This window comes from Streptomyces barringtoniae (assembly GCF_020819595.1).
In the GTDB taxonomy this organism is placed as follows: domain Bacteria; phylum Actinomycetota; class Actinomycetes; order Streptomycetales; family Streptomycetaceae; genus Streptomyces; species Streptomyces barringtoniae.
The window spans coordinates 81,977-104,429 of sequence record NZ_JAJHNP010000006.1 but is presented as its reverse complement, the minus strand read 5'-3'; the positions used below and the strand labels follow the sequence as shown (position 1 = coordinate 104,429).

The window sequence follows — 22,453 nt, the reverse complement described above, 5'->3', positions numbered from 1 at the left end:
AGGGCCGGCAACGGGAAGGGTGGGGCCCGCCGATCGTAATGGGGAGGGGGCGGGCCTCCGTAGAGAGGGCCCGGCCAAGAGCTGACCGTCGGATAATTTGAACCGCGGATGCGCATTACCTACGCTCGTGGTGTGCGGCTCCTGCGTTCCACCGACCTGGCCCTGCGCGTCCTGATGCGACTGGCCGTGGCGGCCGACGCCACGCCCACCACACGCCAGGTCGCGGCGGACATGGACGTGCCCTACACGCACGCCGCGAAGGTCGTCGCCGAACTCCAGCACCTGGGCCTCGTGGACGCCCGGCGCGGCCGGGGCGGCGGCCTCGCCCTCACCGCCGGGGGCCGTACCGCCTCCGTCGGCGCGGTGGTGCGCACCTTCGAGGGCGACGGGGACGTGGTCGACTGCGAGGGTACGGCGGGTACGGCCCCCTGCCCGCTGAACACCGGCTGCCGCCTGCGCGGTGCCCTGCGCCGGGCCCAGGAGGCGTTCTACGCGGCGCTGGACCCGGTCACGGTCGCCGAGCTCGTCGCCGCGCCGACGGGCCCGCTGCTGCTGGGTATCTCCCGTGGGCCGCAAGGCGGTTGACCGTTCTCGACGGGGCGCGTTCACCAGTGGGCGTCAAGGTGCGCGCGTGATGGAGGGGAACCAGGGGACGGATGACGAACGGTGGAACGAGTTCGTCAGCGAGTTCGAGAAGAGCGGGGGGATCCACGGCGGGGGGATCCACGAGCCGGGCGCGGCTGAGCGCGAGACCCCTGCGAAGCGTCCGCCGCGCCGCAAACTCGGGGCGGTGATGACGGCCGTGGTCGGTGCGGTGGCCGTGGTGGCCGGGGCGGGATTCTGGCTGGGCGAGGGGCACGGAACGCGGCACGAGACGGCGGCCGGGGCGGCGGGACACGCGCCCAGCCGGAAGGCCGCCCCCGCGGAGCCGTCCACGGCGTCGATGCCGATGGTCACCGAGGACCAGGCGTTCCCGGCCCACGTCGGCGGCTATACCAAGGTCATGCAGACGGGTGGCCCGAACTGCACGGGCGCGATCGGCCCGAACCTGGCCGGGATGATCCGCGAGAGCAAGGGCTGCCGGGGTGTGATCGGGGCTCTGTACCGGGACGCGTCGGACAACCAGTACACGATCGTCGCCTTCGGCATGAAGGACCGGGCCGACGTCGTCCGCCTGGTCACGCTCCTGAGCATGAACCAGACGGACCATGAAGTGCCGGTGCTGACGCCGCCCGCCGGATCCGGTCTGAAGACGTTGCCGGCGGACAGCGGGCTGGTGCAGGCCTTCGCGGGACAGGGGGCGTTGGTGGTGGCCGGCCTGGCCCAGTGGGCGGATGGCCATGCCGACGACTACCCGGCCCTGGTCGACAGGCTCCAGCCGGTCATGGACAAGGTGCGGAAGGTGGCCGGCGCGCACGACCGCGGCTGAGCGGTCAGCCGCCCTGTCGGGCCGGCCACAGGTCCGGGCCGAACACCTCGTAGTGGATGTCGGCCGGGGCCACACCCCTCTCGATCAGCTGGGTGCGGACCGCGCGCATGAACGGCAGCGGGCCGCACAGGTACGCGCGCGTGCCGGCCGGTACGGCGATGCCGGCGAGGTCCACCAGGCCGGTGCGGGTGCCCGGCTCGGCGTCCCGCTCGTAGAAGAAGTGCACGGACGCGTCCGCGAGCTTCCCGGCGTACATCTCGTGGTCGGTGCGCAGGGCGTGGTCGGCGGGGGAGCGGTCGCCGTGGACGACGGTGACCGGGCCGCCGTGGCCGCTCGCCGCGAGGTCGGCCAGCATCGCGATCATCGGGGTCACGCCGATGCCGGCGGAGGCGAGCAGCAGGAGGGTCCCGGCGCCGTCGGCGTCCAGGACGAGGTCGCCGTACGGCTCGGACAGGTGGATGTCGTCGCCTACCTGCACGCGCGCGTGGAGGTGGTTCGAGACCTCACCGTCGGGCGCCGCGTCGTCGCTGGTCACGCGCTTGACGCTGAACTGGCGGAGGGTGTCGCCGGGCGCGCCGGACAGGCTGTACTGCCGTATCTGCCGGGCGCCGTCGGGCAGCTCGACCTGGACGGAGACGTACTGGCCGGCGCGGAAACCGCGCACCGGGCCGCCGTCGGCGGGCCGCAGCCGGAAGGTGACGACGTCCGCCGTCTCCTCGATGCGCTCCACGACCTCCCAGGGCCGGCGCCCGGTGCTGCCACTCTCCTCGTACAGCCGCTTCTCGATGGCGATGAGCGCGTTCGCCATCAGCCAGTAGACCTCGGTCCAGGCGGCGGCCACCTCGGGGGTGACGGCCTCACCGAGGATGTCGGCGATGGCGGCGAAGAGGTGCTCGTGCACGATCGGGTAGTGCTCGGGGGCCACGCCCAGGGAGGCGTGCTTGTGGGCGATGCGGCCGAGCATCGCGTCCGGCCGCTGGTCCGGGTGCTCCACCAGGTGCGTGGCGAAGGCGGCGATGGATCCGGCGAGGGCCTGCTTCTGGGCGCCGGAGGCCTGGTTGCCGCGGTTGAACAGGTCCCGCAGCAGTTCTGGGCGGGCGGCGAAGAGGCGGGCGTAGAAGCGCTCGGTGATCTCGCCGACGGCCGCGCCGACGGCGGGGAGAGTGGCGCGGACGGTGGTTGCGGACTGTTCGGACAGCATCGGAACTCCAATCGGCTCAGCTGATCAGGACCGTAGGAAAAGTTGCATCTGAGATGCAAATTAAACGGGCGTGGCATCGGTCACGCCTTCAGCGAATCGGCCATTACGGATATCGGTCCGAGCAGGCAAGATGGGCGACACGGCAGTACACCTGCCGTACGAGAGGCGTTCAGGCCGAGGACGCATCCGCGATCAAGGTCCGCAACGCGCATGAAATGGTGTTGTGGTGGGATGCTCAGGTGCCCGACCGCCTCCCGCGGGACGGGGGACAGGCGGCCTGACCAGCAAGGATGGGGTAGCGGAAGATGGACAAGCAGCAGGAGTTCGTGCTCCGGACGTTGGAGGAGCGCGACATCCGGTTCGTACGCCTGTGGTTCACGGACGTGCTGGGCTTCCTGAAGTCCGTCGCCGTGGCCCCCGCCGAGCTGGAGCAGGCCTTCGACGAGGGCATCGGTTTCGACGGCTCGGCCATCGAGGGCTTCGCCCGTGTCTACGAGTCCGACATGATCGCCAAGCCGGACCCCTCCACCTTCCAGGTCCTGCCCTGGCGCGCGGAGACCCCCGGCACCGCCCGCATGTTCTGCGACATCCTCATGCCGGACGGCTCCCCGTCCTTCGCGGACCCCCGCTATGTGCTGAAGCGCGCCCTGGCCCGCACCTCCGACCTGGGCTTCACCTTCTACACCCACCCCGAGATCGAGTTCTTCCTGCTGAAGGACCGCCCGCTGGACGGCTCCCGCCCCACCCCGGCCGACAACTCGGGCTACTTCGACCACACCCCGACCAATGTCGGCATGGACTTCCGCCGCCAGGCGATCACCATGCTGGAGTCCATGGGCATCTCGGTGGAGTTCTCCCACCACGAGGGCGCGCCGGGCCAGCAGGAGATCGACCTGCGCTACGCCGACGCGCTCTCCACGGCCGACAACATCATGACGTTCCGCCTGGTCATGAAGCAGGTGGCGCTGGAGCAGGGGGTGCAGGCGACCTTCATGCCGAAGCCTTTCTCCGAGCATCCGGGCAGCGGCATGCACACGCACCTCTCCCTCTTCGAGGGCGACCGGAACGCGTTCTACGAGTCCGGCGCGGAGTTCCAGCTCTCCAAGGTCGGCCGCTCCTTCATCGCGGGCCTGCTCAAGCACGCGGCGGAGATCTCCGCGGTCACCAACCAGTGGGTGAACTCCTACAAGCGCATCTGGGGCGGCTCCGAGCGCACGGCCGGTGCCGGCGGCGAGGCCCCCTCCTACATCTGCTGGGGCCACAACAACCGCAGCGCCCTGGTCCGCGTCCCGATGTACAAGCCCGGCAAGACCGGCTCGGCCCGCGTGGAGGTCCGCTCCCTGGACTCGGGCGCCAACCCCTACCTGGCCTACGCCGTCCTCCTGGCCGCGGGCCTGAAGGGCATCGAGGAGGGCTACGAGCTCCCGCCGGGCGCCGAGGACGACGTCTGGGCCCTCTCCGACGCCGAACGCCGCGCGATGGGCATCGAGCCCCTCCCGCAGAACCTCGGCGAGTCCCTGACCCTCATGGAACGCAGCGACCTGGTCGCCGAGACCCTCGGCGAGCACGTCTTCGACTTCTTCCTGCGCAACAAGCGCCAGGAGTGGGAGGAGTACCGGTCCGAGGTCACGGCCTTCGAGCTGCGGAAGAACCTGCCGGTGCTGTAGGCGCAGGCAAGGGCGGGTTTCTGCCCGAGGCGATGCCTTGGGGCCACGGGTCGCAGAGGGCGCGGACCTCGGACGCGAACTATCCCTTCGTGGTACAAGTTGGACATGACGGATGGGCGGCGGACGACCGGGCGGTCGCGGTCCCCGGAGGCGCTCCGCTGGATGAGGTTCGGTTTGGCGGTGCTTGGCTTCGGCGGCGCCGCCGTTGTCGTGCACTTCTGGCTGGGACAGTCATGGCGCGATGTCCTGCTGATGGCCGCTTCGCTGTCGTTCGTGTGGGTGGTCGTCAGAGAGGCCCTGGAGGGCAGGCGCCGTGGGCGGACCGGGCGGCGGGACCGTTGAAGGCCGGCCGTGGAAATGGCGCCCCGGCGGGAATCGTTCGTCCCCCCGCACGAGGGGGCCGGCCCGGTGAACCTTCCGGGCCCGGCCCGCGTCTTCCCGCGCGACCGTCACCACACGCGCAGGAGAACCGACCGTGGCCGACACAGACGTTGAGCAGAGCGGCGAGCGGGGTTACGACCCGGGGCCCTGGTGGGCGGCCCTCGGGACGTGGGGGGCGGTCGCACTGATCGTCTTCGGGGGTCTCGCGGCAGCGTGGGTCTTCTTCCGGCTGCCCGGCACCCCGCAGGAGCCGGCGTCCGGCTACTACCCGGCCGCCAAGGTCATCGCCATCGGCCTGGTGATCGTGGGATGCACCTTGTTGGGCCGCCCTCGCACCCGGGCCGCAGCCACCGAGGAGACGAACGAGCCGGAACGCGCCTGACGCCACCGGCGGGTGCGCGGCGTCAGACGGCGGCACCTTCGAAGCACCTGCCCCACGCGGCGGACATCGGGCCACCACCACGACGCGGTTCCACGCGGCCCGCAGGCGGACCTCGGACGCGGAGCGGCCGGCCGCGCGGAAGCGCTCGGCCGTTTCGCGGCAGGACAGTGCCGGGGTCTCGCTGTGGCGGGTCCCGTCGACGCGGCACCAGAGTCTGCCGGTGCTGTAGGCGCAGGCCGGAGCGGGCTTCCGCGCCTGCCCGCAACAGGCGGCCCGCCCCTCGGAGCGAGCCGCCGCCGGCTTTTCACCGCCAGTCCGAGTCCGGGGCGGAGTCGGAGCGGGGCTGCTGGGACCGTTCGTGATGGACGTGCGGGCGGTTGTTGCAGGCGTCGTGCACCGAGCTGCCCGTCCACGGTGCGGTGAGCGGGACGAGCCCGAGGGCCGTCTCGCAGAGTTTGTCCGGGGACAGGGGCCGGCCGGCGATGTTGATGCGGCCGCGGGTGCCGTCGCTGTCTGCGTGGGCGGGGGCGGCGAGCGCGAGACCGGCGGCGGTGAGCGCTGCGAGAGCGGTGATCTTCTTCACGCCCTGGTCAACGAGACCGAATCCGCCCAGGTCACGCGGGCTGGCGGTGGTGCGGTTATCCGACGTACGCCGGTGACACCGCGGCCGTGGTGATCCGCCGCGCCGCCCCCGAGCCGTCCGCCGGAACCTCGTACAGATCGGCGCCGTAGTCACCGGGCAGCGCGTACACGACCGTGCGGGCATCGCGCCACACCACCTGGTCGTCCACGCTCCTGCGCTCGGCCAGCGGAGTCTCCCGCAGGGTGCGCAGGTCCAGGACGTACAGCTGCCAGGGGGCGTCCTTGGGCAGGCCCTCGACCCGCTTCTTGTAGGCGATCCGCGTGCCGTCGGGCGAGAGGGACGGGCACTCGACGTTCGCGTGCACGGTGGTGACCGTACGGGCGAGCAGGTCGCCCCGGACCAGATACGTGCTGCCCCCGGTCGCGAGCGTCGCGTAGAACGTACGATCGTCCGCCGCGAACGTCACGCCCCAGAAGTTGGCGTCCGCCGCGTGGTACGTGCGCCCGTCCTTGACGATCCGGAAGGCCTCCAGGGACGGGATCAGCCGACCGCTCCTCGTGTCCACGATCGCCGCACGCGTGGAGAAGTTCGTCCCGGCGTACGAGTCACCGCCCACGAACGCCGTCCAGGCGGCGAAGTGACCTGTCGGCGAGACCCGGGCACGCGACGGGATGCCCGGGACGTCGTACCGGTGCACGGTCCGCAACCGGGCGTCCAGGATCAGCGCGCGATAGGTGTCCGACACCGGCCCGTGCACGGCCTGCAGACACACACCCGTCCCCGAAGCGGCGTAAAAACGCAGGCACTTGACGCCGGACGCCGTCCGTGCCCCCGACGGATCGCCGGCCGGAACGCCGACGAGCTCGTCCCGGTGCGGCCCCCACGCCATGTTCCGGAACACCATCCGCCCGTGCCCGGCCAGCGTCACCGCCCCCGCCGTGACCCGAGGACCGCCCGCCTGCGCCTGGTTGCGGCGGTCGGCCCGGGCCGAGGCGTGCAGCACGGACGCCACCCCCACCACCGCGAGCACGGCGACGGCGGCGACCAGGATCAGGACGCGGTTGCGTACGGTCATGCGGGCACCGTCCCCTTCGGGCGCAGGGCGAGGGAGAAGGCGGCACACGCGGTCAGCGCCACCGCCGCGCCCGCCAGCGCCGCCCGGTCGCCCCACACCGTCCAGGCGGCGCCGAACAGCAGACTGCAGGCGAACCGGGCCGCGGCCTGCCCGGTCTGCACGAGGGCCAGCCCCGACGAGCGCAGCGCCTCCGGCACCCCGTCCGAGGCCGCCGCCATCAGCACCCCGTCGGTGGCCGCGTAGAAGGCGCCGTGCAGGGCGAGCACGACGTACGGCAGGGCCGAGCCGTGCCACGCCGTGAGCAGCAACGCGTACGCGACCAGCAGGGCACCGTGCCCGCCGACGAAGACCGCCCACCGGCCCACCCGGTCCGCGAGCCGCCCGAGCGGCACCGCCAGCAGCAGGAAGGAGGCGGCCGTACCGAGCGGCAGCAGCGCGAACCAGCGGTCCGGGACGCCGAGGCGGCGCTGCAGCAGCAGATAGACGAACGAGTCGCTGACCGTGGCCAGACCCAGCAGCAGTGCGCACACCGCGATCCGCCGCAGTCCGCGCCGCCGCAACAGCCCCACCGCTCCCCGCAGGGTGGGCCGCTCGTCCGCGACCACGCCACCGCGCCCGCCGGGCACGAACAGAAGCAGGATCAGCACGCCCAGCACCGCGACACAGAAGCTGACGGTGAACACCGCGTCGTAGCCGTCCACCGTGGCCCGCAGGATCAGGAAGGCCACCAGCGGCCCGAGCAGCGCACCCGCCGTGTCCATGGCCCGGTGCACTCCGAAGGCCCGCCCCCGCGACCGCGCCGTACTGGACAGCGAGATGAGGGCGTCCCGGGGCGCAGTCCGCAGCCCCTTCCCCGTGCGGTCGGCGGCCAGGACGAGCCCGATCGGGGTCAGGGAGTGCGCGACCAGCAACAGCGGCTTGCACACGGCCGACACCGCGTACCCGAACCCGGCGACCCACTTGTGCCGCCCGCCGCCGCGATCGGCGAGATGCCCGCCCACCAGCCGTACGACCGCAGAGAAGCCGTTGTACACACCGTCCAGCAGCCCGAAGCCCAGCGGCGACAGACCCAGGCCGCTGACCAGGTACAGCGGCAGCACGGCCGTGACCATCTCGGACGACACGTCGGTCACCAGACTGACCGTTCCGAGCGCGAGCACGGTGGGGGCGATCGCGGCACGGCGCCGCCCGGCCACTGGCCGGACGGCACCGTCCGCGGACGCCGGCGTGCTCGCGCGGCTGTCCGCTACGTACACGTCAGGACGCCCAGATGCCGGTGATGTCCTTGGCGGAGGCCGCGTTGCCCGCGTGCGAGGTCAGCCCCTGGCTGTCCTCGAGGGTGCGCAGCAGGTCGTAGTGGTTGTACGTGGCCGAGCTGGACGACCCGGCCGTCACCGGCTGCCCGTACAGCACGGTCGGAATCCGGTTCCCGCTCAGCCGGTTGTCCTCGTCGAAGGTGACGACGAGCAGGCTGTTGTGGGTCTTGGCCCAGGTCGCGTAGGCACCCAGGTTGTTCTTCAGCCAGGTGTCACCGGTGGACACCGAGCAGTCGTGCATGTCGCTGCACAGGTTGGGGACCACGTACGACATCTGGGGCAGCGTCGAGTAGTCCGTCGGGAACTGGTCGAACGTCATGGCGCTGTCCGTCGGCACGTTGCTGAACCCGAACCACGGGTTGTGCTTCTGGGCGTAGTCGCCGCTGCTGCACGTGGTGTCGCCCTGGCTGGGCAGATCCTCGTTGTAGCTGGCCCAGGTACGGCCGGCGTCGATCACCTCGGACGCCAGGTTGGGCGCCGAGGAGAAACCGGGCGTGACACAACTGTCGTCCGTGATGCCCTGGGTGTCGCCGGAGAACATCGCGTAGTAGTTCGGCTGGCTCGGGTGGGTCTCGGCGTACGACTGCGTCAGGTTGGCACCGCCCGACTTCAGCGAGTTGATGTACGGGGCGCGGGAGGAGCCGATGACCTGGCTGTACGCGTGGTTCTCGAAGACCACGACGACCACGTGGTCCGGGCTCGGCACGGCGCCCGCGGCGTGCGCGGACTCTGCGCCGATCCCGGTCCACAGCCCGAACGCGGCCGCGGCGAGAGCCGCTGCGGATGCCACGACGGTACGGGTACGGCGGTACACGGAACTGCCGGACACATCAACCTCCGGTGTGGGGGTGGGACGGGGCTGGCGGTGCGGACAGAGCATGCACACGCCAACATTCCCACGCCGCACGTCACCCAACCGAAAGGGTGAAGAGCGGATGAACTACTGACCGCAGCCGCGCACGGCAGACCGACGCACAGCCCGCAGGGGGCGCAACCCAAGCCACGACGCACCCGCCCGGACTGCCACAGGCAGTGCCCCCCACCCGCAGCGTCCCGAGTACCCCCCCCGCCCGGCAGGGCCCACCGCACCGGCACGCGCCCACGCGCCCCGAATCCGTCCCGCAGGTTTCACGCACCCGCAAGCACCCACGCACCCGTCCCCCCGCCCGGCAGGGCCCACGCACCGGCATGGCACTGCGCACCGAACCGGACCCCCGCCCGGCAGGGCCCAGGCACCGGCACGGCACCACGCACCCCAACCCCGCCCGGCAGAGCCCATGCACCCGCAGGGGCTCCGCACCGAATCCCCTCCTGCCCGCAGGGGCCGCGCACCCGAATCCCCACCCGTCGCACAGGCCCCCCGCCCCCCCCGCCCGGCAGGGCCCACCGCACCGGCAGGGGCCCACGCGCCCCGAATCCGTCGCGCAGGTTTCACGCACCCGCAAGCACCCACGCACCCGTCCCCCCCCGCCCGGCAGGGCCCACGCACCGGCATGGCACTGCGCACCCGTCCGGACCGCCGCAGGCAGTGGCCCCCACCCGCAGCGACCCGAGCACCCACCCCCGCCCGGCAGGGCCCACCGCCAGGCAGGGCCCACGCACCCGGCAGGGCACCACGCACCCGAACCCGCCCCCTCCCGGCAGAGCCCATGCACCCGCAGGGGCTCCGCACCGAACCCCCTCCTGCCCCGCAGGGGCTCCGCACCGAACCCCCTCCCGCCCCGCAGGGGCTCCGTACCGAACCCCCTGCCCCGCAGGGCCCCGCACCCGAACCCCCTCCCGCCCCGCAGGCCCCCGCACCCCAAGCCACCCCGCCCCCCTCCGGTTAGGCTCTGGCCAGGACGATTCCGATCCGAGACGCACGCAGACGCACGCAGCCGCACCCAAGGGGAGGCACGGAGATGACGCCGGGGCGCAGAAGCAGTACCTTCACCCGCCTGCTCCGACACGGCTTCACCGACCCCTCCGCCGCAGAGCGCCTCCTGGACGGCCCGGAACTCGCCCCCGTCCGCGACGACCCCGTCCTCCTGGAGGCCCTGGGCGCCACCGCCGACCCCGACCTCGCCCTGCACGGCCTGGTCCGCCTCCTGGAGGCCCAGGACGGCCAGACGGCCCACCGCGAACTGCTGGACACCCTCATCGCGGCCAAGCCGCTGCGCGACCGCCTCCTCGGTGTCCTCGGTGCCTCCGCCGCCCTCACCGACCACCTGGCCCGCCACCCCAGCGACTGGCACGCCCTCGTCACCTACGAGCCCCGCGACCTGCACCCCGGCGTCGAGGAGTTCGAGCGCGGCCTGGCCGAGGCCGCCGACCCCGTCTCCCTCCGCGTCGCCTACCGCCGCTGTCTGCTCTCCATCGCCGCCCGCGACGTCTGCGGCACCACGGACGTCGCCGAAACCGCCGCCGAACTCGCCGACCTCGCCACCGCCACCCTCCGCGCCGCCCTGGCCATCGCGCGGGCGCACGCCCCCGGGGACGCCGCCGCCTGCCGCCTCGCGGTGATCGCGATGGGCAAGTGCGGCGGCCACGAACTGAACTACGTCTCCGACGTGGACGTGATCTTCGTGGCCGAGGCAGCCGACGGCACCACCGAGGCCAAGGCGCTCACCGCCGCCACCCGCCTCGCCTCCCACCTCATGCGGATCTGCTCGGAGACCACCGTGGAGGGCTCCATCTGGCCGGTGGACGCCAACCTCCGCCCCGAGGGCCGCAACGGCCCCCTGGTCCGCACCCTCTCCTCCCACCTCGCCTACTACCAACGCTGGGCGAAGACCTGGGAGTTCCAGGCCCTGCTCAAGGCCCGCCCGGTGGCGGGCGACGCGGACCTCGGCCAGGCGTACGCGGACGCACTCGAACCCCTGGTCTGGAAGGCGGCCGAGCGCGACAACTTCGTGACGGACGTCCAGAAGATGCGCCGCCGCGTGGTGGAGAACATCCCCGCCTCCGAGATCGAGCGAGAGCTCAAACTCGGCCCCGGCGGCCTGCGCGACGTCGAATTCGCCGTCCAGCTCCTGCAGTTGGTGCACGGCCGCACCGACCAGAGCCTGCGCAGCGGCACCACCCTGGACGCCCTGCAGGCGCTGGCCGCCGGAGGCTACGTCGGCCGTGAGGACGCCGCCCGCCTGGACGAGGCGTACCGCTTCCTGCGCTCGATGGAGCACCGCATCCAGCTCTACCGCCTGCGCCGCACCCACCTCGTTCCGGTCGCCGAGGAGGACCAGCGGCGCCTCGGCCGCTCCCTCGGCCTGCGCACCGACCCGGTGGCCGAGCTGATCCGGGAGTGGAAGCGGCACACCGGCGTCGTACGCAGGCTCCACGAGAAGCTCTTCTACCGCCCGCTGCTCGACGCGGTCGCCCAACTCGCCCCCGGCGAGGCCCGCCTGAGCCCCGAGGCGGCGCGCGAGCGCCTCGTCGCCCTCGGCTACGCCGACCCCGCCGCCGCCCTGCGCCACCTGGAGGCCCTGGCCTCCGGAGTGACCCGCAAGGCGGCGATCCAGCGCACCCTGCTCCCCGTCCTGCTCGGCTGGTTCGCCGACTCGGCGAACCCGGACGCGGGCCTGCTGAACTTCCGCAAGGTCTCCGACGCGCTCGGCAAGACGCCCTGGTACCTGCGCCTGCTCCGGGACGAGGGGGCGGCCGCGGAAAACCTGGCCCGCGTGCTCTCGGCGGGCCGCCTCGCCCCCGACCTCCTCATGCGCGCCCCCGAGGCGGTGGCCCTGCTGGGCGACGGCGACGGCGGCGGCCTCGAACCCCGCGGGCGCGCCCACCTGGAGCAGGAGATCCTGGCCGCCGTGGGCCGCGCCGAGAACGCCGAGCAGGGCGTCACCGCGGCCCGCGGCGTGCGCCGCCGCGAGCTGTTCCGCATCGCCGCCGCCGACATCGTCGGCTCCTACGGCACCGAGACCAACCCCGCCGAGGCCGACCAGGGCGCCCTGGTGGACCGGGTCGGCGCGGCGGTCTCCGACCTCACCGCCGCCACCCTCGCGGGCACCCTGCGCGCGGTGGTCCGGGACGGCTGGGGCGACACGCTGCCCACCCGGTTCGCGATCATAGGGATGGGGCGTTTCGGCGGTCACGAGCTGGGCTACGGCTCCGACGCGGACGTCGTCTTCGTGCACGAGCCGCAGGACGGCGTGGACGAGCACGAGGCGGCCGCGGCCGCGAACAAGGTCGTCGCCGAGATGCGCCGCCTGCTCCAGCTGCCCAGCGCCGACCCGCCGCTGCTCATCGACGCCGACCTGCGCCCGGAGGGCAAGTCGGGCCCGCCGGTGCGCACCCTGAAGTCGTACGAGGCGTACTACCGCCGCTGGTCCCTGGTCTGGGAGTCCCAGGCGCTGCTGCGGGCCGAGCCGGTCGCCGGGGACGAGGAGCTGGGCCGCCGCTTCACCGAGCTGATCGACCCCCTGCGCTACCCGGCCCACGGCCTCGAAGAGGACGCCGTACGGGAGATCCGCCGGCTGAAGGCCCGTATGGAGTCCGAGCGCCTGCCGCGCGGCGCCGACCCCAAGCTGCACACCAAGCTCGGCCCGGGCGGGCTGTCCGACGTCGAGTGGACCGTCCAGCTCTTCCAGCTCCGGCACGGCTGGGACCGGCCCGGCCTGCGCACCACCCGCACCCGGGACGCGCTGGCCGCCGCCCGCGAGGCCGGACTGCTGTCCGCCGAGGAGGCGGAGATCCTGGACGAGGCCTGGGTGCTGGCGACGCGGGTGCGCAACGCGGTGATGCTGGTGCGCGGCCGGGCCGGGGACACCTTCCCCACCGAGCCGCGCGAGCTGGCCGCCGTGGGCCGCTACCTGGGTTACGGCGCCGGACACGCCGGCGACATGCTGGACGCCTACCGCCGTACCACCCGCAGGGCACGCACAGTGGTCGAGGAGCTGTTCTACGGCAACGGAGGGTGACGACCGGCCGGTGCTACGGCGCCCGGACGGCCCGGACCGCCGCGGGCTCCGGCTCGTGCCTGCGGGCCGGGACCACCCTGGGCAGGGCGTACGGCAGCGCGCCGTACCACATCCGTGCCACCGTGAAGCCGAAGGCCAGGCAGAGCACTCCGCCCACCGCGTCCAGCCAGAAGTGGTTGGCCGTGGCAACGATGACCAGCAGGGTGGCCGCCGGGTAGAGCAGGCCCAGCACCCGCACCCACGGCACGGACGCCAGCGCGAAGACCGTCAGCCCGCACCACAGCGACCAGCCGATGTGCATCGACGGCATCGCCGCGTACTGGTTCGACATGTGCTTCAGATCGCCGGAGGCCATCGAGCCCCAGGTGTGGTGCACCATCACGGTGTCCACGAAGTGCCCGCCGCGCATCAACCGGGGCGGCGCGAGCGGAAACAGATAGTAACCGAGCAGGGCCACACCCGTCGTCGCGAACAGCGCCAGCCGCGCCGCCGCGTAACGCCCCGGATGCCACCGGTACAACCACACCAGCACCCCGATCGTGACGATGAAGTGCAAGGTGGCGTAGTAGTAGTTCATCCCGATGATCAGCCAAGTCACCGAGTTCAGCGCATGGTTGACGGATTGTTCGAGGGCGATGCCCAGATGGTGCTCGGCGCTCCAGATCCAGTCGGCGTTGCGCAGCGCCTTGCCCCGCTGCTCCGGGACGGCGTTGCGGATCAGCGAGTACGTCCAGTAACTCACCGCGATCAGAAGGATCTCGAACCAGAGCCGGGGCCGGCGCGGGCGCCGCAACCGGCCCAGCGGAGTCCGCCTGTCCTCGCCCGTGACGGCCTGCGGAACGGCCACCTCCTCGCGACCTTCCGGCTGCGTCACGGTCGAGTCACTCATAGGCATCAAGTCTGCCAGAAAAGGCGTCTTCGACCGATCATCCCAAGGTCGGGTCCGGGACGCACCTTCTACGACGTACGGACGACATTCGGTGCCGAAGCGGTCGAACCGCGCACCACCAGCTCCGGCATGAACACGAACTCGCTGTGCGGCGCGGGCGTCCCGCCGATCTCCTCCAGCAACGTGCGCACCGCGGCCTGTCCCATCGCGGGCACCGGCTTGCGGACGGTGGTCAGCGGCGGGTCGGTGAAAGCGATCAGCGGGGAGTCGTCGAAGCCGACCACCGACACGTCCCGGGGCACTTCCAGACCCCGCTGCCGGGCCGCCCGTATGGCACCGAGCGCCATCATGTCGCTCGCGCACACCACGGCCGTGCAGTCCCGCTCGATCAGTGCCGTCGCGGCGGCCTGACCGCCCTCCAGGGTGTACAGCGAGTGCTGGATCAGCTCGGTCTCGACCACCTCGGCGGCGAGCCCCAACTGGTCCTGCACCGCCCGCACGAAGCCCTCGATCTTGCGCTGCACCGGCACGAACCGCTTCGGCCCGAGCGCCAGCCCGATCCGGGTGTGGCCCAGCGACACCAGGTGGGTCACCGCGAGCGTCATCGCGGCCCGGTCGTCGGGGGAGATGAACGGCGCCTGCACCTTCGGCGAGAACCCGTCCACCAGCACGAACGGCACGCCCTGCGCCCGCAGCCGCTCATAGCGCTGCATGTCGGCGGTGGTGTCGGCGTGCAGCCCGGAGACATAGATGATCCCCGCGACGCCGCGGTCCACCAGCATCTCGGTCAGCTCGTCCTCGGTCGAGCCGCCGGGAGTCTGGGTGGCGAGCACCGGCGTGTAGCCCTGCCGGGTCAGCGCCTGGCCGATGACCTGGGCCAGGGCCGGGAATATCGGGTTCTCCAGCTCCGGCGTGATCAGCCCGACCAGCCCCTCGCTGCGCTGCCGCAGCCGGACCGGGCGCTCGTAGCCCAGGACGTCCAGTGCGGCCAGCACGGACTGGCGGGTGGTGGCGGCGACGCCCGGCTTGCCGTTGAGGACCCGGCTGACGGTCGCTTCGCTCACCCCCGCCTGCGCAGCGATGTCGGCAAGCCGTGTGGTCACGGCACCGGACTGTACCGGTCGTATGTCGCCTTGCCCACCGGCCGGACGCCGGGCACGGGCAGCCGAACGGCCCGCCGTGGGTTGCTGCCTCATCGCGCTCCCTCGAATTCATGGTGGCAAGAGCTTGCAGAGTCTTGCACAAGTGCCGCCGTCACCGCCCCACCGGCCCCAATACACGGTTGCGACGGGGTCGAGCGCCGGTCACGAGCGGGTAACCATCGTGTTCCCTTGCACTTTTTTTCTGCAAGGTCTTTCGCAACGCTTACAACGCTGTTACGTTCCTGGTCGCCCGGCCGCCGCAACGGCGCTGTCGGCAAGACCGCAGGGACGGCGGACGGGAACCGCCCCTGCCTCACTCGGGCTTAAACCCTCAAGGAGAACTCATGCGGCGTGGCATAGCGGCCTCCGCGCTGGTGGCGTCCCTCGCCCTCGCGGCGACGGCCTGCGGCGGCGGTAACAGCGACAGCGGCAAGGCCGGCGGCCCGGTGACCATCACCTGGTGGGACACCTCCAACGCCACGAACGAGGCGCCGACGTACCAGGCCCTGATCAAGCAGTTCGAGGCCGCCAACAAGAACATCAAGGTCAAGTACGTCAACGTCCCCTTCGACCAGGCGCAGAACAAGTTCGACACCGCCGCCGGCTCCAAGGGCGCCCCGGACGTGCTGCGCTCCGAGGTCGGCTGGACCCCGGCCTTCGCCAAGAAGGGCTACTTCCTGCCGCTGGACGGCACCGAGGCCCTCGCCGACCAGGCCAAGTTCCGGCCCAACCTGATCCAGCAGGCCCAGTACCAGGGCAAGACCTACGGCGTGCCGCTGGTCACCGACACCCTCGCCCTCGTCTACAACAAGGCCCTGTTCAAGAAGGCCGGCATCGCCGAGGCGCCCAAGACCTGGGACGAGCTGAAGTCCGACGCCGCCAAGATCCAGGCCAAGACCGGACAGTTCGGCTACTGGGGCTCCACCCAGGCCTACTACGCGCAGACCTTCCTCTACGGCGAGGGCACCGACACCGTCGACGCCACCGCCAAGAAGATCACCGTCGACTCGGCCGCCGCCAAGAAGGCCTACGGCACGTGGCTGAGCACGTTCTCCGGCAAGGGCCTGCACAAGGCCGACACCACCGCCGACGCCTACGCCCACATCCAGGACGCGTTCGTCAACGGCAAGGTCGCCGCGATCATCCAGGGCCCCTGGGAGATCACGAACTTCTACAAGGGCAGCGCCTTCACGGACAAGTCCAACCTCGGCATCGCCACCGTCCCGGCCGGCTCCAGCGGCAAGGCGGGCGCCCCGACCGGCGGCCACAACCTCGCGGTCTACGCCGGCTCCGACAAGTCCCACCAGGACGCGGCGCTGAAGTTCGTGAAGTTCATGACCTCGGCGGCCTCCCAGGAGACCATCGCCCTGAAGAACTCCACCCTGCCCACCCGTGAGGACGCCTACACCGCGCAGGTCAAGGCCGACCCCGGCATCGCCGGCTTCCAGTCCGTCCTGCCCGCCGCCCAGCCCCGCCCGGCGCTGCCCGAGTACAGCTCCCTGTGGGGTCCGCTCGACACCGAGCTGCCGAAGGTCGCCGGCGGCAAGGAGTCCCTGGACAAGGGCCTGAGCAACGCCGAGGTCGCCATCGCCAAGCTGGTGCCCGACTTCAGCAAGTGACGCCCGGGTGGCCGTCGGATCCTCTCGTAAGGAGGGGAAGGATCCGGCGGCCACCGCCCTGTGCCCGGCCCAACCCCTGATCGTTTTGAAGGTGTCGAACCATGACAGTCGCCATCGACCGCGCGACCGGCAAGCGCCGCGGTGACCGCGCGCCTCGGCCCGGGCTGGGGCAGCGCATCAAGAACGGCTACCAGAAGTACTGGTACGCCTACGCGATGATCGCCCCGGTGGTCGTCGTACTCGCCGTGATCGTGGGCTATCCGCTGCTCCGCGGCGTCTACCTCACGCTCACCGACGCCAACAGCCTCAACTCGGCGCGCACCATCGGCGTCAACCACATCCCGGCGACCTACAAGTTCATCGGGTTCGGCAACTACAAGGACATCCTGTTCGGCCCGCTGTCCTACGACCGGTTCTGGTCGCACTTCCTGTGGACGGTCGTCTGGACGGCCGCGTGCGTGGCGCTGCACTACACCATCGGCCTGTGCCTCGCGCTCATGCTCAACGAGAAGCTGCGCGGCCGCACCTTCTACCGGGTGCTGCTGGTCCTGCCCTGGGCCGTGCCGACCTTCGTCACCGTCTTCTCCTGGCGGATCATGCTCGCCGACTCCGGAGTGATCAACCAGATCCTGCACGCGCTCCACATGCCCCAGCCGCAGTGGCTGGAGGACACCTTCTGTCAGCGCTTCGCCGCGATCATGGTCAACACCTGGTGCGGTGTGCCGTTCATGATGCTCTCGCTGCTCGGCGGACTGCAGTCCATCGACTCCTCGCTCTACGAGGCCGCCGAGATGGACGGCGCGAGCGCCTGGCAGCGCTTCCGGCACGTCACCCTGCCGGGCCTGCGCTCGGTCAGCTCCACGGTCGTACTCCTCGGCATCATCTGGACCTTCAACCAGTTCGCCATCATCTTCCTGCTGTTCGGCCCGACCAGCGCCCCGGACGCCCAGATCCTCGTCACCTGGGCCTACTTCCTGGGCTTCGGTCAGCAGCCGCGCGACTTCGCCCAGTCCGCCGCGTACGGCGTACTGCTGCTGTCGATCATCACCGTCTTCACCTCCTTCTACTTCCGCTGGCTGAAGCGCAATGACCAGCTCGCCGTCTGACGCCGCAGGAGCCACCACCATGAGCACCACGACCCTCGAAAAGACCGAGGCCGGGCCGGCCCCCGCCGCGCAGCCCCCGCGCCGGACCCGCCGCGGCGAACGCGGCCCGCTCGGCGCCGCCCTCCTGCACGGCGGCCTCGCCCTCGCGAGCCTGATCGCACTCGCCCCGGTGGCCTGGCTGATCTTCCTGTCACTCGGCCCCGAGAAGGACGACTACCTGCACCCGGGCAAGATCCTGGGCAAGCTCAGCTTCTCCAACTACAGCTTCGTGCTGGAGCACACCGGCTTCTTCGACTGGTTCAAGTCGACGATGATCGTGGCCGGCGGCACCACCCTGATCGGTGTCTTCGTGGCCGCCACCACCGGCTACGCGGTCTCCCGGATGCGCTTCCCCGGCTACAAGCAGCTGATGTGGGTCCTGCTGCTCACCCAGGCCTTCCCGATCGCCATCCTGATCGTGCCGATGTACGAGATCTTCAGCCAGCTCGATCTCATCGACACCTACTGGGCGCTGATCGTCATCAACTGCACCACCGCCGTGCCGTACAGCGCCTGGCTGCTCAAGGGGTACTTCGACACCATCCCCTTCGAGATCGACGAGGCCGGACGTGTCGACGGACTGAGCCCCTTCGGCACCTTCTTCCGGCTGATCCTGCCGCTGGCCCGCCCGGGCCTGGCCGTCGCCGCGTTCTACAACTTCATCACCGCCGTCGGCGAGGTCGCCTTCGCGACCACCTTCATGCTGGACGACTCCAAGTACACCTTCGCCGTCGGTCTGCAGACCTTCGTCAGCGAGCACGACGCCCAGTGGAACTACATGGCCGCCACTGCGGTGCTGATCGCGATACCCGTGTCGGTGTTCTTCTACCTCGTGCAGAAGAACCTCGTCACCGGCCTCACCGCCGGCGGCACCAAGGGCTGACGCCCGCCCCGGGACTCCCGCGCGCCTCACCGCGCGGGCAGGCGGCCGCGGTGTCCATCCGACCCCGCTGTCACCGCGGCCGCCTCGCACCCCCCCGGCCCACCCGCATCCGCCGTCGCGCCCACGCGCCCATGACCCGAACACCTCCCCCACGCTCGGCTGCGCTCGCGCGGGGGGACCCCCATCACACCAAGGACGCCATGAGCCAGCAGCACCCTGCCGCACCGGCCCACCACTCCACCGTCGCAGCCGTCGCCGACCGCCGCCGCGACTGGTGGCGGGACGCGGTCATCTACCAGGTCTATCCGCGCAGCTTCGCCGACAGCAACGGCGACGGCATGGGCGACCTGGAAGGCGTACGCTCCCGCCTGCCGTACCTGCGCGACCTCGGCGTCGACGCCGTGTGGCTCAGCCCCTTCTACGCCTCCCCGCAGGCCGACGCGGGCTACGACGTCGCCGACTACCGCGCCGTCGACCCGATGTTCGGCAACCTGCTCGACGCCGACGCGCTGATCCGCGACGCCCACGAGCTGGGACTGAGGATCATCGTCGACCTCGTGCCGAACCACTCCTCCGACCAGCACGAGTGGTTCAAGCGCGCCCTCGCCGAGGGCCCCGGCTCCCCGCTGCGCGAGCGCTACCACTTCCGCCCCGGCAAGGGGAAGAACGGCGAACTCCCGCCCAACGACTGGGAGTCCATCTTCGGCGGCCCCGCCTGGACGCGCGTCACCGAGCCTAACGGCACCCCCGGCGAGTGGTACCTGCATCTCTTCGCTCCCGAGCAGCCCGACTTCAACTGGGACCACCCGGCCGTCGGCGACGAGTTCCGCTCCATCCTGCGCTTCTGGCTGGACATGGGCGTGGACGGCTTCCGCATCGACGTGGCGCACGGCCTGGTCAAGGCCGACGGCCTGCCCGACCTCGGCTCCCACGACCAGCTCAAACTGCTGGGCAGCGATGTCATGCCGTTCTTCGACCAGGACGGCGTCCACGCGATCTACCGCCAGTGGCGCCGCATCCTCGACGAATACGCCGGTGAGCGCATCTTCGTGGCGGAGGCCTGGACCCCGACCGTCGAGCGCACCGCCAACTACGTCCGCCCGGACGAGCTGCACCAGGCCTTCAACTTCCAGTACCTGAGCACGGAGTGGGACGCGGCCGAACTCCGTACGGTCATCGATCGCACCCTGGAGGCCATGCGCCCGGTCGGCGCACCCGCCACCTGGGTGCTGTCCAACCACGACGTCACCCGGCACGCCACCCGCTTCGCCAACCCGCCCGGCCTCGGCACCCAGATCCGCACGGCGGGCGACCGCGAACTGGGCCTGCGCCGCGCCCGCGCCGCCACGCTCCTCATGCTGGCGCTGCCCGGGTCGGCGTACATCTACCAGGGCGAGGAACTGGGCCTGCCGGACGTGGTCGACCTGCCCGACGAGGTGCGCCAGGACCCGGCGTACTTCCGAGGCGCCGGCCAGGACGGCTTCCGCGACGGCTGCCGGGTGCCGATCCCGTGGGCCCGCGAGGGCTCGTCGTACGGCTTCGGCAGCGGCGGCAGCTGGCTCCCGCAGCCCGCGAGCTGGGGCGAGCTGAGTGTGGAGGCGCAGACGGGTGTCCCCGGCTCGACGCTGGAGCTGTACCGCACGGCCCTGACCGTCCGCCGGACCCAGCCCGACCTGGGCGCGGGCGACGCGGTGGAGTGGCTGCGGGCGCCCGAGGGCGTCCTGGCCTTCCGGCGCGGGGAGTTCGTCTGCGTCGCGAACACCACGGGGGAGTCGGTGGCGACCCCGGCGTACGGCCGTGTGCTGCTCGCCAGTGGTGAGGTGACCGAGGCCGACGACGAGACCAAGGTGCCCGCCGACACGACGGTGTGGTTCACGACGGCCTGACAGCCCGTCGACAAGTTCTTGCATCAACTTCACAACGGCCCGCTGCCTTTCAGGCAGCGGGCCTTTAACATCTGCGTCACCGCAAGTTTGCTGAAACATTGCAGCAAGCGCCTTCAGCGGTCTTTCCCCAGCCTTCAAGGACGAAGGACCCCCACATGGCACGCAGACACATGGCACGCAGAACCCTCCCCGCGGTGGCCGCCCTCACGGCCGCCGCTCTGGTTGGCATGAACCCGACCACCGCCGACGCCTCCCCGCCCGGCACCAAGGACGTCACCGCCGTCCTCTTCGAGTGGAACTACGCCTCGGTGGCCCGCGAGTGCACCACCACCCTCGGCCCCGCCGGGTACGGCTATGTCCAGGTCTCCCCGCCCGCCGAGCACATACAGGGCTCGCAGTGGTGGACGTCGTACCAGCCGGTGTCGTACCGGATCGCGGGCCGGCTCGGTGACCGGACCGCCTTCAAGAACATGATCGACACCTGTCACGCGGCCGGCCTGAAGGTCGTCGTCGACACCGTCGTCAACCACATGTCGGCGGGCAGCGGCACCGGTACCGGCGGCTCGGCGTACAGCAAGTACGACTATCCGGGCCTGTACTCGTACCCCGACTTCGACGACTGCACCTCCCAGGTCACCAACTACCAGGACCGCTGGAACGTCCAGCACTGCGAACTCGTCGGCCTGGCCGACCTGGACACCGGCGAAGAGTACGTCCGCAAGACCATCGCCGGATACATGAACGACCTGCTCTCCCTGGGCGCCGACGGCTTCCGCATCGACGCGGCCAAGCACATCCCGGCGGACGACCTGGCGAACATCAAGTCCCGCCTCACCAACCCCTCCGTCTACTGGAAGCAGGAGGTCATCTACGGCGCGAACGAGGCCGTCCAGCCCTCCGAGTACACCGGCAACGGAGACGTCCAGGAGTTCCGCTACGCATACGACCTCAAGCGCGTCTTCAACAACGAGAAGCTGGCCTACCTCACCAACTTCGGCGAGGGCTGGGGCTACCTCAGCAGCTCGGTGGCCGGCGTCTTCGTCGACAACCACGACACCGAGCGCAACGGCTCGACCCTGAACTACAAGGACGGCGCCAACTACACCCTGGCCAACGTCTTCATGCTCGCCTGGCCCTACGGTGCTCCCGACATCAACTCCGGCTACGAGTGGTCCGACGCGGACGCCGGCCCGCCCAACGGCGGTCAGGTCAACGCCTGCTGGCAGGACGGCTGGAAGTGCCAGCACGCCTGGCCGGAGATCATCCGCATGGTCGCCTTCCGCAACGCGACCCGCGGCCAGGCGGTCTCCGACTGGTGGGACGACGGCAACAACGCGATCGCGTTCGGCCGGGGCGGCAAGGGCTATGTGGCGATCAACCACGAGTCCGGCAGCCTGACCAGGACGTACCAGACGTCACTGCCCGCGGGCACGTACTGCAACGTCCAGAACAACACGACGGTGACGGTGAACTCCAGTGGGCAGTTCACCGCCACCTTGGGCTCGAACACGGCGCTGGCGATCTACGCCGGGAAGTCGAGCTGCTGAGCCCGCAGGGCTACTTCCAGGTGTCGCTCGTCGTGTAGCCGGACGAACTGCCCGTCGTGTACGAGCGGTTCGTCCCGGACTCCCAGGTCCCTGCTCCAATTGGGGTACGAGGCCGAGGACAGCGGGATGGCGTCGGTCGTGGCCGCCCAGGGCCGCGATGGATCCGACGATGTACACGTTCGTGCCGGAGGTGGTGGACGCGTCCTCGTGTAAGGCGGCGTGCACCGTGTCGCCGGAGCCGCCGCCCGCGTCGGCGCAGCCCACCGTGGGCGTCGACCACTTGTAGGAGAGGTGGAGGCCGTTGCGTTCGGTGTCGTGGTTCGTCACGAAAGACACCGAGTTCGCGGCGGGCAGGACGCCGCCGCCCTCGATCGAGGACAGGTCGGAGGCGCTGCCCTGGCACGCCG

18 protein-coding genes are annotated in these 22,453 nt (G+C 71.1%); 11 read left to right on the top strand and 7 right to left on the bottom strand.

The features are described 5' to 3' along the window. The first annotated feature begins 132 nt into the window (after positions 1 to 132). Positions 133 to 585, top strand: a complete 453-nt coding sequence (locus LMU33_RS12025; RefSeq protein WP_228619923.1) for an Rrf2 family transcriptional regulator — start codon at positions 133 to 135, stop codon at positions 583 to 585. A gap of 49 nt (positions 586 to 634) precedes the next feature. Then, positions 635 to 1,429 carry a hypothetical protein gene (locus tag LMU33_RS12020; protein WP_228619922.1) on the top strand — a complete coding sequence of 265 codons (795 nt, stop codon included), beginning with the start codon at positions 635 to 637 and terminating at the stop codon, positions 1,427 to 1,429. Positions 1,430 to 1,433: 4 nt separating this feature from the next. Here LMU33_RS12020 and LMU33_RS12015 read toward each other — a convergent pair whose 3' ends face one another. After that, complete coding sequence (locus LMU33_RS12015; protein ID WP_228619920.1) at positions 1,434 to 2,630, bottom strand: globin domain-containing protein; 1,197 nt, start codon at positions 2,628 to 2,630, stop codon at positions 1,434 to 1,436. Between the two features lie 305 nt (positions 2,631 to 2,935). On the opposite strand from LMU33_RS12015, the gene glnA2 reads away from it, so the two are divergent. The 3 genes from glnA2 to LMU33_RS12000 all read left to right on the top strand — a co-directional run bounded on the left by glnA2 (position 2,936) and on the right by LMU33_RS12000 (position 5,060). Further along, on the top strand, positions 2,936 to 4,297 hold the full coding sequence (glnA2, locus tag LMU33_RS12010; protein WP_228619919.1) for a gamma-glutamylpolyamine synthetase GlnA2: 1,362 nt from the start codon (positions 2,936 to 2,938) through the stop codon (positions 4,295 to 4,297). A 174-nt stretch (positions 4,298 to 4,471) separates the two neighbouring features. After that, a complete protein-coding gene (locus LMU33_RS12005) occupies positions 4,472 to 4,639 on the top strand; it encodes a hypothetical protein (RefSeq protein ID WP_228619917.1) in 168 nt (55 codons plus the stop codon). A 133-nt stretch (positions 4,640 to 4,772) separates the two neighbouring features. Next, positions 4,773 to 5,060, top strand: a complete 288-nt coding sequence (locus LMU33_RS12000; RefSeq protein ID WP_228619915.1) for a hypothetical protein — start codon at positions 4,773 to 4,775, stop codon at positions 5,058 to 5,060. A gap of 304 nt (positions 5,061 to 5,364) precedes the next feature. Here the strand turns inward: LMU33_RS12000 and LMU33_RS11990 are convergent, their stop codons facing one another. The 4 genes from LMU33_RS11990 to LMU33_RS11975 are packed head-to-tail and all read right to left on the bottom strand — an operon-like array spanning position 5,365 to position 8,863. Further along, entirely contained in the window at positions 5,365 to 5,643 is a 279-nt protein-coding gene (locus LMU33_RS11990; protein ID WP_228619914.1) for a hypothetical protein, read from the bottom strand. Positions 5,644 to 5,698: 55 nt separating this feature from the next. Beyond that, the gene (locus tag LMU33_RS11985; protein WP_228619912.1) at positions 5,699 to 6,718 is read right to left on the bottom strand and encodes a TolB family protein; all 1,020 of its coding nucleotides are present in this window, start codon (positions 6,716 to 6,718) and stop codon (positions 5,699 to 5,701) included. Beyond that, the gene (locus LMU33_RS11980; RefSeq protein ID WP_228619910.1) at positions 6,715 to 7,974 is read right to left on the bottom strand and encodes an MFS transporter; all 1,260 of its coding nucleotides are present in this window, start codon (positions 7,972 to 7,974) and stop codon (positions 6,715 to 6,717) included. The genes LMU33_RS11985 and LMU33_RS11980 overlap by 4 nt, the downstream gene beginning before the upstream one ends. A 1-nt stretch (position 7,975) precedes the next feature. Beyond that, positions 7,976 to 8,863 carry an alkaline phosphatase family protein gene (locus LMU33_RS11975; RefSeq protein WP_228619908.1) on the bottom strand — a complete coding sequence of 296 codons (888 nt, stop codon included), beginning with the start codon at positions 8,861 to 8,863 and terminating at the stop codon, positions 7,976 to 7,978. A gap of 1,072 nt (positions 8,864 to 9,935) precedes the next feature. Here LMU33_RS11975 and LMU33_RS11970 point away from each other — a divergent pair. Beyond that, positions 9,936 to 12,935, top strand: coding sequence for a bifunctional [glutamine synthetase] adenylyltransferase/[glutamine synthetase]-adenylyl-L-tyrosine phosphorylase (locus tag LMU33_RS11970; protein WP_228619907.1), 3,000 nt, complete (start codon positions 9,936 to 9,938; stop codon positions 12,933 to 12,935). Positions 12,936 to 12,948: 13 nt separating this feature from the next. Here LMU33_RS11970 and LMU33_RS11965 read toward each other — a convergent pair whose 3' ends face one another. Together LMU33_RS11965 and LMU33_RS11960 are read right to left on the bottom strand one after the other, a co-directional pair. Continuing rightward, on the bottom strand, positions 12,949 to 13,824 hold the full coding sequence (locus LMU33_RS11965; RefSeq protein WP_228619905.1) for a phosphatase PAP2 family protein: 876 nt from the start codon (positions 13,822 to 13,824) through the stop codon (positions 12,949 to 12,951). A 68-nt stretch (positions 13,825 to 13,892) separates the two neighbouring features. Next, positions 13,893 to 14,927 (bottom strand): LacI family DNA-binding transcriptional regulator, encoded by a 1,035-nt coding sequence (locus LMU33_RS11960; RefSeq protein WP_228619903.1) that lies wholly within the window; start codon positions 14,925 to 14,927, stop codon positions 13,893 to 13,895. 383 nt (positions 14,928 to 15,310) lie between these two features. Here LMU33_RS11960 and LMU33_RS11955 point away from each other — a divergent pair, with 383 nt between their 5' ends. From LMU33_RS11955 to LMU33_RS11935, 5 genes are all read left to right on the top strand, one after another. Continuing rightward, positions 15,311 to 16,585 (top strand): extracellular solute-binding protein, encoded by a 1,275-nt coding sequence (locus tag LMU33_RS11955; RefSeq protein ID WP_228619902.1) that lies wholly within the window; start codon positions 15,311 to 15,313, stop codon positions 16,583 to 16,585. A 101-nt stretch (positions 16,586 to 16,686) separates the two neighbouring features. Further along, positions 16,687 to 17,691, top strand: coding sequence for a carbohydrate ABC transporter permease (locus tag LMU33_RS11950; protein WP_228619900.1), 1,005 nt, complete (start codon positions 16,687 to 16,689; stop codon positions 17,689 to 17,691). Positions 17,692 to 17,710: 19 nt separating this feature from the next. Continuing rightward, complete coding sequence (locus LMU33_RS11945; protein ID WP_228619898.1) at positions 17,711 to 18,613, top strand: sugar ABC transporter permease; 903 nt, start codon at positions 17,711 to 17,713, stop codon at positions 18,611 to 18,613. Positions 18,614 to 18,813: 200 nt separating this feature from the next. Next, a complete protein-coding gene (locus LMU33_RS11940) occupies positions 18,814 to 20,499 on the top strand; it encodes a glycoside hydrolase family 13 protein (protein ID WP_228619897.1) in 1,686 nt (561 codons plus the stop codon). Between the two features lie 170 nt (positions 20,500 to 20,669). After that, positions 20,670 to 22,046: an alpha-amylase gene (locus LMU33_RS11935; RefSeq protein ID WP_228620479.1), complete on the top strand. Its 1,377-nt coding sequence runs from the start codon at positions 20,670 to 20,672 to the stop codon at positions 22,044 to 22,046. Positions 22,047 to 22,453 lie beyond the last annotated feature (407 nt).

Excerpts from the sequence above, each read along its gene's own strand:
- LMU33_RS12020 (WP_228619922.1), top strand. The coding sequence starts at position 635 with ATGGAGGGGAACCAGGGGACGGATGACGAACGGTGGAACGAGTTCGTC.
- LMU33_RS12015 (WP_228619920.1), bottom strand. The coding sequence starts at position 2,630 with ATGCTGTCCGAACAGTCCGCAACCACCGTCCGCGCCACTCTCCCCGCC.
- glnA2 (WP_228619919.1), top strand. The coding sequence starts at position 2,936 with ATGGACAAGCAGCAGGAGTTCGTGCTCCGGACGTTGGAGGAGCGCGAC.
- LMU33_RS11985 (WP_228619912.1), bottom strand. The coding sequence starts at position 6,718 with ATGACCGTACGCAACCGCGTCCTGATCCTGGTCGCCGCCGTCGCCGTG.
- LMU33_RS11970 (WP_228619907.1), top strand. The coding sequence starts at position 9,936 with ATGACGCCGGGGCGCAGAAGCAGTACCTTCACCCGCCTGCTCCGACAC.
- LMU33_RS11965 (WP_228619905.1), bottom strand. The coding sequence starts at position 13,824 with ATGAGTGACTCGACCGTGACGCAGCCGGAAGGTCGCGAGGAGGTGGCC.
- LMU33_RS11955 (WP_228619902.1), top strand. The coding sequence starts at position 15,311 with ATGCGGCGTGGCATAGCGGCCTCCGCGCTGGTGGCGTCCCTCGCCCTC.
- LMU33_RS11950 (WP_228619900.1), top strand. The coding sequence starts at position 16,687 with ATGACAGTCGCCATCGACCGCGCGACCGGCAAGCGCCGCGGTGACCGC.
- LMU33_RS11945 (WP_228619898.1), top strand. The coding sequence starts at position 17,711 with ATGAGCACCACGACCCTCGAAAAGACCGAGGCCGGGCCGGCCCCCGCC.
- LMU33_RS11940 (WP_228619897.1), top strand. The coding sequence starts at position 18,814 with ATGAGCCAGCAGCACCCTGCCGCACCGGCCCACCACTCCACCGTCGCA.
- LMU33_RS11935 (WP_228620479.1), top strand. The coding sequence starts at position 20,670 with ATGGCACGCAGAACCCTCCCCGCGGTGGCCGCCCTCACGGCCGCCGCT.